Origin of the sequence: uncultured Aquitalea sp., assembly GCF_945957525.1 — a bacterium.
In the GTDB taxonomy this organism is placed as follows: Bacteria; Pseudomonadota; Gammaproteobacteria; order Burkholderiales; family Chromobacteriaceae; genus Aquitalea.
The window spans coordinates 22,129-37,399 of sequence record NZ_CAMFLA010000023.1 but is presented as its reverse complement, the minus strand read 5'-3'; the positions used below and the strand labels follow the sequence as shown (position 1 = coordinate 37,399).

Genomic DNA, 15,271 nt, shown 5'->3' with positions numbered 1-15,271 from the left:
CTTTTCCAACCGCCTGCGCCTTGCCCGGTTCCGCGCGGAACAGCAAACGCCGGCTCTTTGGCTAACGCAGCGGCAGCTTGGCCAGTACCGTGCGCATCATGGTGGGTTGCACGGATGCCACCGGGTGCAGGCCGTCAGCCTGAAACTTGCTCAAATCGGTGGCGAAGCCCGCCACCAGCAAGGGAACATAGGGCAATTTGTTGCGCTGCGCGATCGTATCGTAGGCGGCCCGGAACTCCGAGGTATAGCGCGGGCCATAGTTGCTGGGCAGCGCCATGCCCACCAGAGTTACCTTGGCGCCGGCCTTGCGCGACAGATCCACCATCTTTTGCAGGTTGGCCTGCATGTTTGCCAGCGGCAGACCGCGCAGGCCGTCGTTGGCGCCCAGCTCCAGCACCACGATGTCCGGTTTGTGGCGAGACAGCGCGTCGGGCAGGCGCGACAGGCCGCCGTCGGTGGTTTCACCGGACACGCTGGCATTGACGACGCGGTGCTTCGCCCCAAGCTCATGGGAGAGCAGCGACACCCAGCCCTGACCGGGCGAGAGGCCGTATCCGGCCGACAGGCTGTCGCCCATCACCAGAATGGTGGCGGCCTGCACGGGCAGGGCGGATAGCGCCAGCAAGCACAGCAGCACTTTGAGACTGACAAAACGCATATGACTCCAATCGATAGCAAAACCGTGCTGCTTGCCAGCGAAGTGGCCAAGCAGGTGTCTTTTCATGGCCAGCCGCTCTCCATCCTGCATTCGGCCAGCCTGCGGCTGCAGGCGGGAGAGAGCGTGGCCATCGTCGGCGCTTCCGGCTCCGGCAAGTCTACCTTGCTGTCCTTGCTGGCGGGGCTGGATCGGCCGTCGTCGGGCGAGGTGGCGCTCTTCGGCCAACCTTTGTCCGGACTGGACGAGGACGGCCGCGCGCTCCTGCGCCGGGACAAGGTGGGGTTCGTCTTCCAGAATTTCCAGCTGATGCCACAACTGACCGCGCTGGAAAACGTGATGTTGCCGCTGGAACTGTCCGGCCGCAAGGATGCGCGCGACAGTGCGCTGGACATGCTGGAACATGTCGGCTTGGGGCACCGGGTAGGGCACTACCCTCGGCATTTGTCCGGAGGCGAGCAGCAACGCGTGGCGCTGGCACGGGCTTTCGTCATTCATCCGGGCATCCTGTTCGCCGATGAGCCCACCGGCAATCTCGATCCCGCCACCGGCCGCCAGATCATCGACCTGCTGTTCCGCCTGAATGCCGAACAACACACCTCGCTGGTACTGGTAACGCACGACAACGAACTGGCCAGCCGTTGCGACGCCATCTACCGGCTGATGGATGGGGAGTTGACCGGGGCGCGCGCATGAGCTTTTTTGGCAGACTGATGCTGGCGCTGCGGTTTGCGCGCCGCGAACTGGTGTCCGGCGAACTCACCATTCTGGGCCTCGCGCTGGCGGTGGCGGTAGTTGCCATGACCAGCGTGGGTTTCTTTTCCGATCGGGTAGAGCGGGCGCTGACCACGCAGGCCACCCAGCTGCTGGCCGCCGATCTGGTGCTCAACGCCAATGCGCCGGTACCGCCCGCCTTGCGGCAAGAAGCCGAACGCCGCGGGCTGGCCATCACCGACAATATCAGCTTCCCCTCCATGGTGTTTGCCAACGGGCAGGCCGCGTTGGCCACCTACAAGGCAGTGGGCGCTCGCTACCCGCTGCGCGGCGAGGTAACGGTACGACGCGCCGGCGGCGAGCAGAGCGGCGCCCTGCGCCCTGCGCCCGGCGAGGCCTGGGTGGACGCGCGGCTGGCGCGCAAGCTGGGGCTGAAAGCCGGCGATAGGCTCAATGTGGGCAATCTTTCGCTGAAACTGGGCGGCGAAATCGTGCGCGAGCCCGATGGCGCGATGGATCTCTACAACTTCATTCCCCGCTTGATGTTCAACGCCGCCGATCTGCCGGGCACCGGTCTGATGCAGGAAGGCAGCCGCGCGCGCTGGCGCTTGATGGTGGCGGGGGACGATCGCGCCGTCAGCGACTACCGCCAGTGGCTGTCGCAACGCCTGCCGGCGGGAGCGCGACTGGAAAACGTGGAAGAGGCGCGGCCGGAAATCCGCACCGCGCTGGAGCGTGCGCGGCGCTTTCTGGGGCTGACCGCCATGCTGACTGTAGCGCTGGCCGCCGCCGCCGTGGTGCTGGCGGTGCGTCGCTATCTGGCTCGCCACTGGCAGCCGGTGGCGGTGCTGCGTTGCCTGGGGCTGACCTCTAGCGAGGTGGGCTGGCTGTTTGTATCGCTGTTTGCGCTGTTGGGGCTGTTTTGCGGGCTGATCGGTACCGTGGCCGGCTATGGGGTGCAAACCGGCATGATGCGGCTGGCGTCCGGCTTTGTGGGCGAATTGTTGCCCGAGCCGGGCATCGCCACCTGGCTGGCCGGGCCCTTCGCCGCGCTGGTGTTGCTGGCGGGACTGGCGCTGCCTCCCTTGCTGGCCATCCGGCAGGTATCGCCGCTGGCCGTATTGCGCGACGACATGCCGGTGATGCGTCGCAGTCTGGCGGCGCCCGCGCTGGCCATCGGCGTGCTGCTGTCGCTGGCGGCCTGGCAAATGGGCGATCCCGCACTGGCGGCCTGGCTGCTGGCCGGTCTGGCCGGTTTCCTTTTGCTGGTGGGCGCGATGGCGGGCGCGGCGGTGTGGGCCTTACGCAAGCTGCCGTCCGCCGGCTTTGGCTGGCGCTTTGGCGTCGCCAACGCTGCCCGCCGGCCCTGGCTGGCGGTAATCCAGATTGCCTCGCTGTCCATCGGGCTCATGGCGTTGCTGACGCTGACCGTGGTGCGCGACGACCTGATTGCCGCCTGGCGCCAGAGTGTGCCGGCCGACGCGCCCAATCATTTCGTCATCAATATCCAGCCCGGTCAGCGCGACGATCTGCGCAACGCCTTCGCCATGGCGGGCGAGAAGCCGCCCGAACTGTCGCCGATGATCCGCGGGCGGCTGCTCAGCATCAACGACAAGCCTTTGCGTCCGTCTGCCCTGAGCGACGAGCGCGCACGCAGGTTGGCCGAAAGAGAGTTCAACCTTTCCTGGCGCGACAGCCTGCCCGAGGGCAATCAGGTAGTCAGCGGCAAGTGGTGGGAGAGCCGCGCCAAACCGCAGTTTTCGGTAGAGCGCGGGCTGGCTGAGACGCTGGGTATCCGGCTGGGCGATACACTGGCCTTTGATATTGCCGGCTCCACCTATCGCGCCAGGGTCACCAGCCTGCGCGCCGTGGCCTGGGACAGTTTTCGCGTGAATTTCTTCGTCATTGCGCCGGAGTCGCTGTTGGGCAAACAGCCGGGCAGCTATATCACCAGCTTCCGCCTGCCAGCGACGGACGAGGCCTTCATCAATACGCTGGTAGCGCGTTTTCCCAATATCACCGTGATTGATGTCGGGGCTATTCTGAACGAGGTGCGCTCCGTGGTGGACAAACTCACCCGCGCCATCGAGGCCATGTTCGTGCTGGCGCTGGCGGCCGGTGTGCTGGTGTTGTGGGCCACGCTGGCGGCCACGCGCGATGAGCGCCTGTTTGACGCCAGCCTGATGCGCGCCTTGGGCGCGTCGCACCGGCAAGTGCGCGCCGTGGTGCTGGCCGAGCTGGTGTGGCTGGGCGCGTTCACCGGTTTGCTGGCCGCAGTGGGCGCCATGGCGGTAGGCGCGCTGGCGGCCAACAGACTGTTCAATCTGCCGTTCGAGATCAATTACATGCTGCTGCCCATCGGCGTGCTGTCCGGTGTGCTGGTCGTGACCGTCGCCGGCTGGCCGCTGGTGGGCAAGGTCACCCGCACGCCGCCGATGGCGGTGCTGGGCAGCCGCTGAGACAGGATTGAGGAAATACACATGGATGCAGCGGTGATTGCCGCGCTGGCCAAATGGCCGAATGTGCCTGCCGTATTCGGCTGGCTGAGACTGGATGCGCGCGGTCAGTGGTGGATTCGCGAGCAGCGCTTGCAGCATGAGGGCATGGCAGCCTTTTTTGCCCGCAATTACAGCCGCGACGCTCATGGCCGCGCCTATGTGCAAAACGGTCCGCAAAAAGTGTACGTGACGCTGGATGCGGCCCCGCTGGCGGCCAGACGCACGGCCGCCGGCTGGGCTACCTTGCCGTGCGACGAGGGGCTGCCGGCGCGAGCCGCCTTTCTCACACCGGAAGGCCTGCTGCTGATCGAGATCGGCGGCGAACTGGCCGTGGTGGATGACCGGGATCTGGCAGCGGTGCTGGAAGAGGGGGCACCGGCATGGGACGGCGATCTCGCCCTGCCGCCGCCGGCGCTGGCCTTGTCTGATCACGCCTTGCCGCTCACCGTGATGCCTCTGGCCGACTTGCAACGCCGATATGGCGTGGTCGCCACGCCCAAGGCGGAAGGCGGCGAGGCGCCGTCTCGCGCGTCTTTGCCAATTTAAAACTGGACGCCGCTGTAAGCCGCCAACTATCCTCAAGTCATCAAATCAATGACAAAGTAATAGGGCGGGGCCTGTATGCGGACAACGGAGCAAACCCTCCAGGAGCAAATGCGCATTACCGAGCTGGATGTGGAGCAAAGGCAGCGCATGCTGTCTTTCGGCAGCGCCGATATCCAGGTCTTGTTGCAGTGCCGTCCGGCCATTGAAGCCGGCATTGACGATCTGGTGTCCCGTTTCTATCAGCAGCAAACCAGTATTGCCGAAATCGCGCTGCTGATCGGCGACGCCGATACCTTGCATCGCTTGCGCACCGCGCAGCGCCGCTATGTGCTGGATCTGTTTGGCGGCGTTTACGACATGGATTACGTCAACAACCGCCTGCGCATCGGCCTGGTGCACAAGCGCATCGGCGTTGAACCCAAGTTGTATCTGGCCGGCGTGCAAACCCTCAAGCAATTGCTGGTGGAAACACTGGAGCAGCAACTGGTGGACCCTGTGCAGTTGCGCCAGGCCCTGCAATCGCTGGACAAGCTGATGCTGTTCGACATCACGCTGGTGTTCGAAACCTATATCCGCAGCCTGGTGAGCGAGATCGGCATCGCCAAGGAAAAGTCCGACAGCTACGCCCGCTCGCTGGAAGAAAAAGTGCGTGAACGCACCCAGCAACTGGAATACCTCACCCGCATAGACTCCCTTACCGGTTTGCTGAACCGCCGTTTTCTCGACGAAGAACTCAGTCGCAGCCTGCGCCGCGCGGAACGGCGCGATGAAACCGTGTGTCTGGTGTACATGGACGTGAACGGTTTCAAGCAGTTGAACGATCAGCACGGCCATATCTACGGCGACAGTGTGCTGCGCGATATCGGCCTGATCTTGTGCTCGGTGTCGCGGGCGGAGGATTTGTGCTTTCGCTATGGCGGAGATGAATTCTGCGTCATCCTGCACAACTGTGAAGAAGCCCAGGCGGTGGAGCTCTATGTGCAGCGGCTGCTGGAGAGGTTGGCCGAAAGGCACGACGGGCTGACGCTGAGCATCGGCATCGCCCATACCGGCCCCAAGCAGTACCTCAGCCCGGAAGAGCTGATCCGGCAGGCGGACGCCGACATGTACCGGGCCAAACATGCCGCTACCGGGCCGGAGGCTTGAGCATCGTCTTGTCGCCCTGTCCGTTTTGCCGCTGTACGGATTTCGCAGGCGAAATGCCGCATAGCCGCGCCTCCCGGCGCGGCGTTTCATTTAATTCAGCGGTACGGCGCGCGCACTCACCAGCTGATTGCGCCCGCCCTGCCACCCCAGCGCCAGCGCGGACAAAGCCACCAGAGTGAACAGCACGCCCAGCGCCGACCAGCCGCCGGTGCGATCATGGATGATGCCGGCCGCCAGAGGCCCGCAAGAGGCCAGCGTGTAACCCACCCCCTGCGCCATGCCGGACAAGTGCGCGGCGACATGACTATCCGGCGAGCGCAGCACCAGCAGGCTCAAGGCCATGCTGAACGTGCCGCCTTGTCCCAAGCCCAGAACCACCGCCCACAGCCATAGCTGATCCAGCGGCGCGTACAGCATGCCCAGCAAGCCGGCCAGCGTCATCGACACCACCACCGCGATGGGGATGCGCTGGTCGGCAAAACGTTGCGCCAGTACCGGCACAGCCAGCGCGGCGGCCACTTGCACCATGGTGGACAGCGACAGCATCAGGCCGGCGGCCAGCGGCGTCAGGCCGCGATCGGCCAGGATGGACGGCAGCCAGCCGAATACGATGTAGGACAGCGACGATTGCAGGCCCATGAAGCCGGTTACCTGCCAGGCCAGCTTGTCGCGCCACAGCCCGCTTACTTGCCAGCGGACCTGGTGCGCCGAGCCGGACTGTTTCATTTGCGGCCACCATACCGCCAGCGCCAGCAGCGCTGGCAGCGCCCAGAACGCCAGAGCAGGCTGCCAGTGCCCGCCGAAGGCGGTGGCCAGCGGCACGGTAGCGCCGGCAGCCAGCGCAGCGCCCAGGCACAGCGCCATGGTGTACACCCCGGTCATCAGACTGGCCTGACGCGGGAAGTCGCGCTTGACGATGCCGGGCAGCAACACGCCGATGATGCCAATGCCGGCGCCGGCCATCAGGCTGCCGGCAAACAGGCCTAGCCAGCCCAGCTGGCTGCGCAGCGCTACGCCGGCCGCCAGCAGCACCAGCACGCCGGCAATGGCTTTCTCGCTGCCGAAGCGCAGAGCGAGACGGGGTGCAAGCGGGCCGAAGACGCCCAGGCACAGTACCGGCAGCGTGGTGAGCAGGCCGGCCAACGCGCCGCTCAAGCCGGTTTCAGTCTTGATCTGGCCCAGTACCGGCGACAGGCTGGACAGCGCGGGGCGCAGATTGATGCCGATCAGCACCAACCCCAGCAGCAATAGCCAGCGGAAACGTGCCGGCGGGGGCGTGGCCTGCACGCCGGCGTCGTCGATTTCAGCGTCGATCAGTAGCTCGTCGGCCAGCGTGGGGTCGGGTCGTGTGTGTTGTGTCATGCTTTTTCCATCTTGATGTTGTTTTCTGGCGCAGCCGTTCTCAGGCCGTGCCGTGTTGCGCTTCCAGCGCCTCCAGTACCGGCCCGGCAATGGCGGCGGCTGCGCGTCCCGCCGCCTCTTCGTCGCCGCGGGCGATGGCGTCGGCAATAGCGGCATGAGCCGCCAGATCAGGGTCGGGCAGGCTGTCGTCGCGGATGGAGTGATGGATGCTGCACTCCACCGAGCGGGAGAAATAACGGTACAGCTCGGCCAGGGCGGCATTGCCGCTGGCATCGGCCACTGCCAGATGGAAGGCCATGTCGCGCAGGACGAAAGCTTCCAGCGGCTCGTCCGGCCGCCAGTCGCCGCGCTCGCGCAAGGTGTGCCGGATGGCGTCCAGATCGGCGGGTGAGGCGTGACGCGCCGCCAGCCGGGCGCAGTTTTCTTCCAGCATGGCGCGCACCTCCAGCTGATCGCGCAAGCTGGCGCGGCTGATGGCACGCATGGCGTCGGCCGGGCTGACTCGGGCGCGCACATAAGTGCCATCACCCTGACGCACCTCCAGCAAGCCGGCAAACAGCAATACCCGTACCGCCTCGCGCACCGTGTTGCGGCTGATGCCCAGCAGTTCCGCCAGCTCGGGCTCGGTGGGAATACGGCTGCCCACCGGCCAGACGCCTTCGGCCAACCTGTCGCCGATGGCTTCAACGGCGATGTCCACCAACGAACGCTTGGCGGGTAACGGTGCGATCATGATGCCTCCTAAATTCATCCAATCATCCGATGATTGTAGCAGGCTTGGCCTCGCAAGGAAAAGCGCTGTTTTCATGGGCAGTCATGCAGGAAGGGGAAGGTGCTGAGCGAGGGGAGGGGCGGCAGCCGGATACGGGCGACGGCAAGCGGAAAAACAACAAGGGCGGGCCAGAGCCCGCCCTTGTGCGCAACGGTATTACTTGGCGGCGGAAGCGGCCGAGTCCTTCACGCACTTCTTGACGAAGCTGTTCTTGGCGGCGCCGGCCAGTTTCTTGTCGGCGGCCTTGCCTTCGCAAGTGGTCTGCGCCGTTTTGGCGGAGGCGTCTTTTTCACACTTCTTCAGGAAGCTGGACTTGGCGGCGCCGGCCAGTTTCTTCTCGGCGGCCTTGGCGTCGCAAGTGGCGTCGGCGAAAGCAACATTGGCGGCGGCCAGGCTCAGGAGGGCCATCATCACGTATTTGCGCATGGGGTTATCCTTTATCTCAATGACCGGGAGACATTCCCGGCTATCAGGCCGGTGCGAGTGTGAAAAACCGGCTTTGTGCAAACTACCATAAAACACATGACAAAAATTATCCATTACGGATTGTTACAGCGCTTGTCAAAGTTTGTTCTCTAAACGATCACTTGGCCGGCGACAGTGCCCGAGCCAGCTGACGGGCGTTTTTGGCGCTCCAGTCATTGATCATCTTTTTCAGCAACTCCGCGGTAATGGGTTCGTCCTTGGTTTTGCTGTTCGGGCTTTCAACCATATTGACGCCGCCGGCCAGCAAGGTGCCGTCCTGCGAATCGTCCAGCTGACCCATGGTGGACACCTTCAGCAGATAGGGGTCGGTGCCGGTGGCGAAGCGCGCCAGATTAAAGGCGGCCTTGATCGGCAAAATGTCGGTGACTGACAAGCCCGGCTTGTCTTGCTGGAATCCGGTAACCGCCACGCGCAGACGGGCCACGCCCGGGCCCGGCTCGGTGACCACCTTGATCTTTTCCTTGCGCAGCGCGGTTTCCATGCTCATGCGGTAGTAGCTGTCGATCTTGTTCTTCTCCCCGGAAACCAGCAGCTGCCAGTTGCCGTCGGTCTGGCGTTCCAGAAAGGACAGCGGTTCCAGAATCACGGCGTGGTACTGTTTGAGGTCCACGCCCGGCTTGAGGTAGATCATCTGCCCCGGCACTTTGGGATTGGGCTGGAAAGCTTCCGGCGGCAGGTTGAACAAGTGCTCCTGATTTTCTTCGGCCATCGCGGCGTGGCTGAGCGCGCTCATGGCGATGACGGCGCAAGCAAGGCGGAAAAACGGTTTCATTGCAGATGTCTCCGGTATGGGGTGCGCAGCGTGGGAGAAGACTCTTGGTCAAGAGTTCCCCCTTTCTATGGGCCGCATAAGACAGAGCTTACTATAGCCCTTATGACGTAGTGATGTTTTGTCGCGACGCAAGTCTGCCGGCGACGGCTTGGCGGGCCTCAATCCCGCCCTTGCGGCATGTCAGGCGCGGTGCTTGCTGGTATCATCTCACCCTTGGTCAATCACCCTGTCGCCGATACCCGCCGTGCCCGCCAAACCCAGACGAAAATCCCCCGCCCTCTGGCCGCGCATTCTGCTGCTGGCTGTGCTGGCCGCCGCCGCGTGGTTGTGCTGGGTGGTGCTGTTGCCCGTGACGCCGCCGCAAACGCCCTACAAGCTGACGGTGGGCCCCAACCGTACGCTGGGGCAGGTGGCGCGCAACCTGTCCGAGGAGGGCGTCATCCGCAACCGGCAGGTAATGATCCTGCTGGCGCGCGCGCAGGGCATAGACCGCCGCATCAAGGCCGGCCTCTACCAGTTCAATGAATCCGTCTCGATGTGGAATATTCTGCAAAGGTTGGCCGAAGGCCGGCCGGACGAGGCCAGCCTCACCGCTATCGAAGGTTGGACCTTCCGCCAGTTCCGCCAGGCGGTGGACAAGAGCCAGGACATTGAGCACGGCGCCCGTGAAATGAGCGATGCGCAGATCCTGCAGCAGCTGGGGCTGGAGGGTGCCTCGGCCGAGGGCCTGTTCTTCCCAAGCACCTATCTGTTTACGCCGGGCTCCAGCGACATGGAGCTGTATCGCCGCGCCTTCGACACCATGAAACAGCAGCTTGACGCGGCTTGGGCCGCCCGCAAGGCGGATCTGCCCTATCGCACGCCCTATGAGCTGTTGATCATGGCCAGCCTGATCGAGAAGGAAACCTCGCTGGACGCCGACCGGCCACTGGTGGCGGCAGTGTTCGTCAACCGCCTGAAAACCGGCATGCGCCTGCAGACAGACCCATCGGTCATCTACGGCATGGGCGCGGCCTACAAGGGTAATATCAGCAAGGCGGATTTGCGCCGCGATACGCCGTACAACACTTATACCCGAGGCGGCATGCCGCCAACGCCGATCGCTCTGCCGGGCAAGGCCTCGCTGCTGGCAGCGGCCAATCCGGCCGATTCGCGCGCCCTGTATTTTGTGGCGCGCGGCGACGGCACATCTTATTTCTCCGAAACGCTGGATGAACACAACCAGGCGGTTCGCAAATACATACTGAAGAAAGGCGGCTAATGACAGGCCGTTTCATCACGCTGGAAGGCATAGACGGCGCGGGCAAGAGCACCCATCTGGGTTTTATCCGTGACTGGCTGGCCAGCCGCGACATTGCTGCTGAATTCACTCGCGAACCTGGCGGCACTCCGCTGGGCGAGCGCATCCGCGAGCTGATGTTGTCGGTGGATACCAAAGCCTCGCTGGAGGCGGAAACGCTGTTGATGTTCGCTTCCCGTCAGGAGCTGGTAAGCAGCCTGATCCGCCCGGCGCTGGATGCCGGCCGCTGGGTGGTGTCCGACCGCTTTACCGATTCCACCTTCGCCTTTCAGGGCGGTGGGCGCGGCGTGCCGGAAGCGCGCATCGCCGAGCTGGAGCGCTGGGTGCAACAAGGCTTGCAGCCGGATCTCACCTTGCTGTTCGATGTGCCGCTGGACGTGGCCAAGCAGCGCATGGCGGGTAATCGCCAGCTGGACCGTTTCGAGCAGGAGAAGGCCGATTTTCATCAGCGCGTGCGCGACGCCTATCTGCGCCGCGCCGCCGCTGATCCGCGTTTTGTGGTGCTGGACGCCACCCGCAGCATCGCCCAATTGCAACTGGACATCGCCGCGCACCTGGCGCAGCTGGCGGAGCGAGGCTGATGCTGTTTCCCTGGCAACAGAACGACTGGCGCCGGCTGAACGGCGAGCGGGAACGTTTGCCGAACGCCTGGCTGTTCATCGGCCCTGCCGGCACCGGCAAGCTGGAGTTCGCCCTGCATCTGGCGCAGTCGCTGCTGTGCGAAGCCCCGGCTGCCGACCACGAGCCCTGCGGCCAGTGCGAGGCTTGTCGTTGGTTTCTGCACGGCACGCACCCGGACTTCCGCCGCCTCTCACCGCTGACCGATGACGACGAAGAAGGCAAGGAAGGCGCCAAGACTACCCGCAAGCTGCCGCTGATCAAGATCGAGGCTGTGCGCGAAGTGATCGATTTCGCCCACCTCACCGCCCACCGCGCCGGTCGTCGCGTCATCGTGGTGGAGCCGGCGGAGAACCTTAATCCGGCGGCCGCCAATGCCTTGCTCAAGATTCTGGAAGAGCCGCCGGCGGACGTGTTGTTCTTGCTGGTGGCGCAGGCCGCGCAACGCTTGCTGCCCACCATCCGCAGCCGCTGCCGGCAGTTTCCCCTGTCCGCACCCAGCCATGACGAGGCGCTGGCCTGGCTGGCCGGCCAAGGCGTGGCCGATGCAGCCACCGAGCTGGCCTGGCACGGCGGCGCGCCGCTGTTCGATCACGACCCGGCCTTGTCGGCCTTGCGCCGGCAGTTTGCCGAAGGGCTGGCGCGGCCCGGTTTCGCCAGCGTGTTGAGCCTAGCCGAGATGGTGGATAAACAGAAGCTGCCGCTGGCCGTACCCTTGTCCTGGCTGATGAAGTGGCTGCACGATCTTGCCGGTTTGAGCTTGACCGGGCTTGTCCGTTATCATCCCGACAAGCGTCAGGCTCTGCAGGAGTTGGCCGCCCGTGCCGATAACACAGCGTTGATGCAATGCATGGACAGCCTGTACCGTTTGTCGCCCTATGGGCAGCACACGCTCAACACCCGCTTGCAGCTGGAAGCGCTGCTGATGGACTATCTCAAGATTTTCGCCGCCTCGGCCCGGCAGGGCTGAACGCGGCGCTGCCGTTCTGCTATTACCTTAAGTATCGCAACAGGAATGTGCGTCAATGGATAATCCGCCCCGTCCCGATCTGGCCCGCCCAGGCGTTCTCTCCCTGCATATCAAGGAGCGCAGCGCCCTGTTCGCCGCCTTCATGCCTTTCGTCAAGAATGGCGGCATCTTCATTCCCACCAACAAGGACATGAAGCTGGGTGAGGAGGTGTTTTTGCTGCTTACCCTGATGGACGACCCGCAGAAAATTGCCGTGCAAGCCAAAGTGGTGTGGATCACTCCGGCCGGCGCCAACAACAGCCGGGTGCAGGGCATCGGCGTGGAGTTCGTCGCCGGCGAGGCGGGCTATCAGGCCAAGACCAAGATCGAGACCCTGTTGGGCGGCGTACTGAACTCCAGCCGGCCCACGCACACCATGTAATACCGGTTGTCAGCCCCGCCGCCGGGCTGCGCAGTTTTCAGCAACTTGACGGGCCGCCGCGCGCGGCCTGTGCTTTCAGCGATTGCCCCATGCTTGTCGATTCTCACTGCCACATCAATTTTCCCGACCTCGCCAGCCGTCTGCCGGAAGTGCTGGCCAATATGCAGGCCAACCAGGTGGAAACAGCCTTGGTGATCGGTGTCTCCCGACCGCGCTTTCCCGAGGTGCTGGACTTGGCTGAGGGGCATCCGCACCTTTACGCCACGGTGGGCGTGCATCCGGACGATCCGGAGGCGGAAGAGTACAGCGAGGACGAGCTGGTGGCGCAAGCCGCTCATCCGCGCGTGGTGGGCATCGGCGAAACCGGGCTGGACTATCACTGGTGCAAGGGCGATCTAGCCTGGCAGCATGAGCGTTTCCGCACTCACATCCGCGCCGCGCGCCGCACGGGGCTGCCGCTGGTGATCCATACCCGCGAGTCGGCCGAAGACACCTTGCGCATCATGCGCGAGGAAAACGCCGGCGAGTGCGGCGGCGTCATGCATTGCTTCACGGAAAACTGGGACGTTGCCCAGGCGGCGATGGAGATGGGCTTCTATATTTCCTTCTCCGGCATCGTCACCTTCAAGAGCGCGGCGCAGATCAAGGAAGTGGCGCAGAAAATGCCGCTGGAACGCATGCTGGTGGAAACCGACTCCCCCTATCTGGCCCCGGTGCCGTACCGCGGCAAGCTTAACGAGCCGGCCTACGTCAAGCATGTGGCCGAGCATATCGCCGAACTGCGCGGCATCAGTTTCGACGAAGTGGCGCGTGCCACTACGGACAATTTCTATCGGCTGTTCGGCAAGATTGTCCGGCCCTGACGGCGCGCAGCCGATCGGGCTAGCCCGGGCGGGGCGATGGCGCCGCCGGATGCGCGCAAGGCGCGCGAGCATGATCAAGCCGGTTTCAACGCTGCATCGTCACTGCGCAGCAGATCGTAAACAGGTCGCGCCGGCAAGCTAACAGGGCGCCGCATTGACGGCCCCGCGAGGAGAGAGCGTTGAGCCAGTACCAACTGACCGTGCTCGGCTGCGGTTCCAGCTCCGGAACGCCGGCCATCGGTTGCGATTGCCCCACTTGCACGTCCGACAACCCGCGCAATCGCCGCACCCGCTGCAGTGCGTGGTTGAAGACGCCGCAGGGCGGCTTGTTGATCGATACCTCGCCGGACCTGCGCCAGCAGGCGCTGCGCGAAGGCATCCGCCATGTGGATGCGGTGCTTTACACCCATCCGCATGCCGATCACCTCAACGGCATCGATGATCTGCGCGCTTTCTGCTATGTGAAAAAGGGGCCGATCACTCTGTACGGCAACGCTTTCACCCTGGACAACATCCGCAGTCGTTTCGGCTATGCGATGCAAGCGCCCTCGGCGGTATGGGACAAGCCGGTATTGCTGACGGAGGAGGTGGGCGGCGCTTTCGATTACGACGGTTTGCGCATCACCCCCATCCCCCTGCAACACGGCAGCTGGCCTTGCCTAGGCTGGCGCCTGGGCAAGGTGGCCTGGCTGACGGATCTGTCCCATATTCCGGACGAAAGCCTGGCCCTGCTGGCCGGGGTGGATACCTTGTTTCTGGATTGCCTGAACATGGACGGTTACCCCTCGCATCTGGGTTTTCACCAGTCGCTGGCATGGGCGGCCCGTATCGGCGCGCGCCGTACGGTTCTGATCCACATGATTCACCGGCTTGAGTATGGTGAACTGAGCCGCCTGTGCCCGGCTGGCGTGGAAGTGGCGCATGACGGTCTGCAAGTGACGTTCTGAGCGCCGCTTGGTCGCGCCGTATCAGTCAGGGCGCGGCAGATCATCCAGCGCGCTGCCTGGCAGCAGCTGCCGGTTGTAGCCTTGGGCGACCAGCCCTTGCCAGGCCTCCAGCACCGCTGGCGGTACTTTGGCCGGTGTTTGCAGGCCCAGTCGCGGATAGCGCAGCATGCGATGCAGATCGCCCACCATCTCTTCTATCCAGCCGAATATTCCCACCACCGGCGAAGCATCCTCCGGAAAACGCCAGTCCGGCGCATCCACATGACAAACAATCTCCGGCCAGCACAGGGGCTGGGTATGCAGCACGCGACGCAGCGATTGCGGCTTGGTGACCAGCAGCACGCTGCGGGCGTCAGGGCAGAGTTCGCGGGCGAAACGCAGGTTTTCGGCGAAATTGGCGGCTCTGGGTTCCAGCAGGATATTTTCTGCCGGCACGCCCAGCGCCAGAGCCCGCTCGGCGAAGATTTCCGCTTCCGGTCGCGTCCACAGCTCGCGCGTCCAGCGGCCACGATCGCCGCTGATCAGCAGCTTCGGCGCATAAGCTTCGGCCAACAGGCCGCAAGCGTAGTCCACCACGCGCAGGTCGTAGGAGCCGCACAGCACCATCACATCGCAGGGCGCGCGGCTGCGGCCGGAGGACAGATAGTCCCACAGCAGCGCGGCGCGCTGCAGCGTGGGCGTCAGGGGAGGGCAGGCGCCGGCGCTCATTTGAGCGGGATACGCTGGCCGCTGACCGGCACGGCGGTGACGGCATTGTCAGGACTGCCGTCCACCAGTTTGTCGGAATAGGTGAGGTAAACCAGTGTGTTGCGTTTGGGGTCCACCAACCGCACTACGCGAACGTGTTTGAAGATGAAAGAGGCGCTTTCCTTGAACACCTCCTCCTCTCTGGGCAGCGGTTTGCCGAACGCGAGATCGCCCACCTGCCGGCAGGCCACCGAGAAGCGGGACGGGTCTTTCACCAGGCCCAGCGCACCTCCGTAGCCGCCGGTCTGGGCGCGCGACACATAGCATGCCACGCCTTGCACCGAGGGGTCGTCAAAGGCTTCCACCAGCACTTTGTCGTTGGGACTGAGCAGATGGAAGGTGGTGGATACCTTGCCGATTTCCTCGGCATGGGCGGTGGCGGCAAACAGCAGCAGCGCGGCGGCAAACGATCGGATCATGATGCGGGTCTCGGCGACAGGAACAACCGCCAGTG

17 protein-coding genes are annotated in these 15,271 nt (G+C 64.2%); 10 read left to right on the top strand and 7 right to left on the bottom strand.

Annotated features, from left to right (window positions below):
- Window positions 1-61: 61 nt before the first annotated feature.
- Window positions 62-658, bottom strand: a complete 597-nt coding sequence (locus tag Q0P52_RS17260) for an arylesterase (protein ID WP_293763821.1) — start codon at window positions 656-658, stop codon at window positions 62-64.
- Between Q0P52_RS17260 and Q0P52_RS17255 the strand changes: the two genes are divergently transcribed.
- The 4 genes from Q0P52_RS17255 to Q0P52_RS17240 all read left to right on the top strand — a co-directional run bounded on the left by Q0P52_RS17255 (window position 659) and on the right by Q0P52_RS17240 (window position 5,559).
- Window positions 659-1,351, top strand: a complete 693-nt coding sequence (locus tag Q0P52_RS17255) for an ABC transporter ATP-binding protein (protein ID WP_293763823.1) — start codon at window positions 659-661, stop codon at window positions 1,349-1,351.
- On the top strand, window positions 1,348-3,828 hold the full coding sequence (locus tag Q0P52_RS17250; RefSeq protein ID WP_293763825.1) for an FtsX-like permease family protein: 2,481 nt from the start codon (window positions 1,348-1,350) through the stop codon (window positions 3,826-3,828). Before Q0P52_RS17255 ends, Q0P52_RS17250 begins: the two co-directional genes overlap by 4 nt.
- Before the next feature lie 21 nt (window positions 3,829-3,849).
- Complete coding sequence (locus tag Q0P52_RS17245; protein ID WP_293763827.1) at window positions 3,850-4,413, top strand: DUF2946 family protein; 564 nt, start codon at window positions 3,850-3,852, stop codon at window positions 4,411-4,413.
- Between the two features lie 108 nt (window positions 4,414-4,521).
- Window positions 4,522-5,559: a GGDEF domain-containing protein gene (locus Q0P52_RS17240; RefSeq protein WP_293763829.1), complete on the top strand. Its 1,038-nt coding sequence runs from the start codon at window positions 4,522-4,524 to the stop codon at window positions 5,557-5,559.
- 90 nt (window positions 5,560-5,649) lie between these two features.
- Here Q0P52_RS17240 and Q0P52_RS17235 read toward each other — a convergent pair whose 3' ends face one another.
- The 4 genes from Q0P52_RS17235 to Q0P52_RS17220 all read right to left on the bottom strand — a co-directional run bounded on the left by Q0P52_RS17235 (window position 5,650) and on the right by Q0P52_RS17220 (window position 8,951).
- Window positions 5,650-6,921 (bottom strand): CynX/NimT family MFS transporter, encoded by a 1,272-nt coding sequence (locus Q0P52_RS17235; RefSeq protein ID WP_293763831.1) that lies wholly within the window; start codon window positions 6,919-6,921, stop codon window positions 5,650-5,652.
- 40 nt (window positions 6,922-6,961) lie between these two features.
- A complete protein-coding gene (locus Q0P52_RS17230; RefSeq protein WP_293763834.1) occupies window positions 6,962-7,654 on the bottom strand; it encodes an FCD domain-containing protein in 693 nt (230 codons plus the stop codon).
- 195 nt (window positions 7,655-7,849) lie between these two features.
- Window positions 7,850-8,119 carry a hypothetical protein gene (locus Q0P52_RS17225; RefSeq protein WP_293763836.1) on the bottom strand — a complete coding sequence of 90 codons (270 nt, stop codon included), beginning with the start codon at window positions 8,117-8,119 and terminating at the stop codon, window positions 7,850-7,852.
- Between the two features lie 157 nt (window positions 8,120-8,276).
- Window positions 8,277-8,951, bottom strand: coding sequence for a DUF3313 family protein (locus Q0P52_RS17220; RefSeq protein WP_293763839.1), 675 nt, complete (start codon window positions 8,949-8,951; stop codon window positions 8,277-8,279).
- A gap of 193 nt (window positions 8,952-9,144) precedes the next feature.
- Here Q0P52_RS17220 and mltG point away from each other — a divergent pair, with 193 nt between their 5' ends.
- From mltG to Q0P52_RS17190, 6 genes are all read left to right on the top strand, one after another.
- The gene (mltG, locus tag Q0P52_RS17215) at window positions 9,145-10,212 is read left to right on the top strand and encodes an endolytic transglycosylase MltG (protein ID WP_293763842.1); all 1,068 of its coding nucleotides are present in this window, start codon (window positions 9,145-9,147) and stop codon (window positions 10,210-10,212) included.
- Entirely contained in the window at window positions 10,212-10,832 is a 621-nt protein-coding gene (tmk, locus tag Q0P52_RS17210; protein ID WP_293763845.1) for a dTMP kinase, read from the top strand. Before mltG ends, tmk begins: the two co-directional genes overlap by 1 nt.
- Entirely contained in the window at window positions 10,832-11,839 is a 1,008-nt protein-coding gene (locus Q0P52_RS17205; RefSeq protein ID WP_293763848.1) for a DNA polymerase III subunit delta', read from the top strand. Before tmk ends, Q0P52_RS17205 begins: the two co-directional genes overlap by 1 nt.
- A gap of 55 nt (window positions 11,840-11,894) precedes the next feature.
- Window positions 11,895-12,260 (top strand): PilZ domain-containing protein, encoded by a 366-nt coding sequence (locus Q0P52_RS17200; protein ID WP_293763851.1) that lies wholly within the window; start codon window positions 11,895-11,897, stop codon window positions 12,258-12,260.
- An 89-nt stretch (window positions 12,261-12,349) separates the two neighbouring features.
- A complete protein-coding gene (locus Q0P52_RS17195; RefSeq protein ID WP_293763854.1) occupies window positions 12,350-13,123 on the top strand; it encodes a TatD family hydrolase in 774 nt (257 codons plus the stop codon).
- Between the two features lie 179 nt (window positions 13,124-13,302).
- On the top strand, window positions 13,303-14,070 hold the full coding sequence (locus Q0P52_RS17190; RefSeq protein ID WP_293763857.1) for an MBL fold metallo-hydrolase: 768 nt from the start codon (window positions 13,303-13,305) through the stop codon (window positions 14,068-14,070).
- Window positions 14,071-14,091: 21 nt separating this feature from the next.
- Here the strand turns inward: Q0P52_RS17190 and Q0P52_RS17185 are convergent, their stop codons facing one another.
- Complete coding sequence (locus tag Q0P52_RS17185) at window positions 14,092-14,778, bottom strand: YdcF family protein (RefSeq protein WP_293763859.1); 687 nt, start codon at window positions 14,776-14,778, stop codon at window positions 14,092-14,094.
- Window positions 14,775-15,236 (bottom strand): CreA family protein, encoded by a 462-nt coding sequence (locus tag Q0P52_RS17180; RefSeq protein WP_293763861.1) that lies wholly within the window; start codon window positions 15,234-15,236, stop codon window positions 14,775-14,777. The genes Q0P52_RS17185 and Q0P52_RS17180 overlap by 4 nt, the downstream gene beginning before the upstream one ends.
- Between the last annotated feature and the right edge of the window lie 35 nt (window positions 15,237-15,271).

What these genes read in the sequence shown, in the direction of transcription:
- Q0P52_RS17260 (WP_293763821.1), bottom strand. Translation starts at nt 658, where the DNA reads ATGCGTTTTGTCAGTCTCAAAGTGCTGCTGTGCTTGCTGGCGCTATCC.
- Q0P52_RS17255 (WP_293763823.1), top strand. Translation starts at nt 659, where the DNA reads ATGACTCCAATCGATAGCAAAACCGTGCTGCTTGCCAGCGAAGTGGCC.
- Q0P52_RS17250 (WP_293763825.1), top strand. Translation starts at nt 1,348, where the DNA reads ATGAGCTTTTTTGGCAGACTGATGCTGGCGCTGCGGTTTGCGCGCCGC.
- Q0P52_RS17245 (WP_293763827.1), top strand. Translation starts at nt 3,850, where the DNA reads ATGGATGCAGCGGTGATTGCCGCGCTGGCCAAATGGCCGAATGTGCCT.
- Q0P52_RS17240 (WP_293763829.1), top strand. Translation starts at nt 4,522, where the DNA reads ATGCGCATTACCGAGCTGGATGTGGAGCAAAGGCAGCGCATGCTGTCT.
- Q0P52_RS17235 (WP_293763831.1), bottom strand. Translation starts at nt 6,921, where the DNA reads ATGACACAACACACACGACCCGACCCCACGCTGGCCGACGAGCTACTG.
- Q0P52_RS17230 (WP_293763834.1), bottom strand. Translation starts at nt 7,654, where the DNA reads ATGATCGCACCGTTACCCGCCAAGCGTTCGTTGGTGGACATCGCCGTT.
- Q0P52_RS17225 (WP_293763836.1), bottom strand. Translation starts at nt 8,119, where the DNA reads ATGCGCAAATACGTGATGATGGCCCTCCTGAGCCTGGCCGCCGCCAAT.
- Q0P52_RS17220 (WP_293763839.1), bottom strand. Translation starts at nt 8,951, where the DNA reads ATGAAACCGTTTTTCCGCCTTGCTTGCGCCGTCATCGCCATGAGCGCG.
- tmk (WP_293763845.1), top strand. Translation starts at nt 10,212, where the DNA reads ATGACAGGCCGTTTCATCACGCTGGAAGGCATAGACGGCGCGGGCAAG.
- Q0P52_RS17205 (WP_293763848.1), top strand. Translation starts at nt 10,832, where the DNA reads ATGCTGTTTCCCTGGCAACAGAACGACTGGCGCCGGCTGAACGGCGAG.
- Q0P52_RS17200 (WP_293763851.1), top strand. Translation starts at nt 11,895, where the DNA reads ATGGATAATCCGCCCCGTCCCGATCTGGCCCGCCCAGGCGTTCTCTCC.
- Q0P52_RS17195 (WP_293763854.1), top strand. Translation starts at nt 12,350, where the DNA reads ATGCTTGTCGATTCTCACTGCCACATCAATTTTCCCGACCTCGCCAGC.
- Q0P52_RS17185 (WP_293763859.1), bottom strand. Translation starts at nt 14,778, where the DNA reads ATGAGCGCCGGCGCCTGCCCTCCCCTGACGCCCACGCTGCAGCGCGCC.
- Q0P52_RS17180 (WP_293763861.1), bottom strand. Translation starts at nt 15,236, where the DNA reads ATGATCCGATCGTTTGCCGCCGCGCTGCTGCTGTTTGCCGCCACCGCC.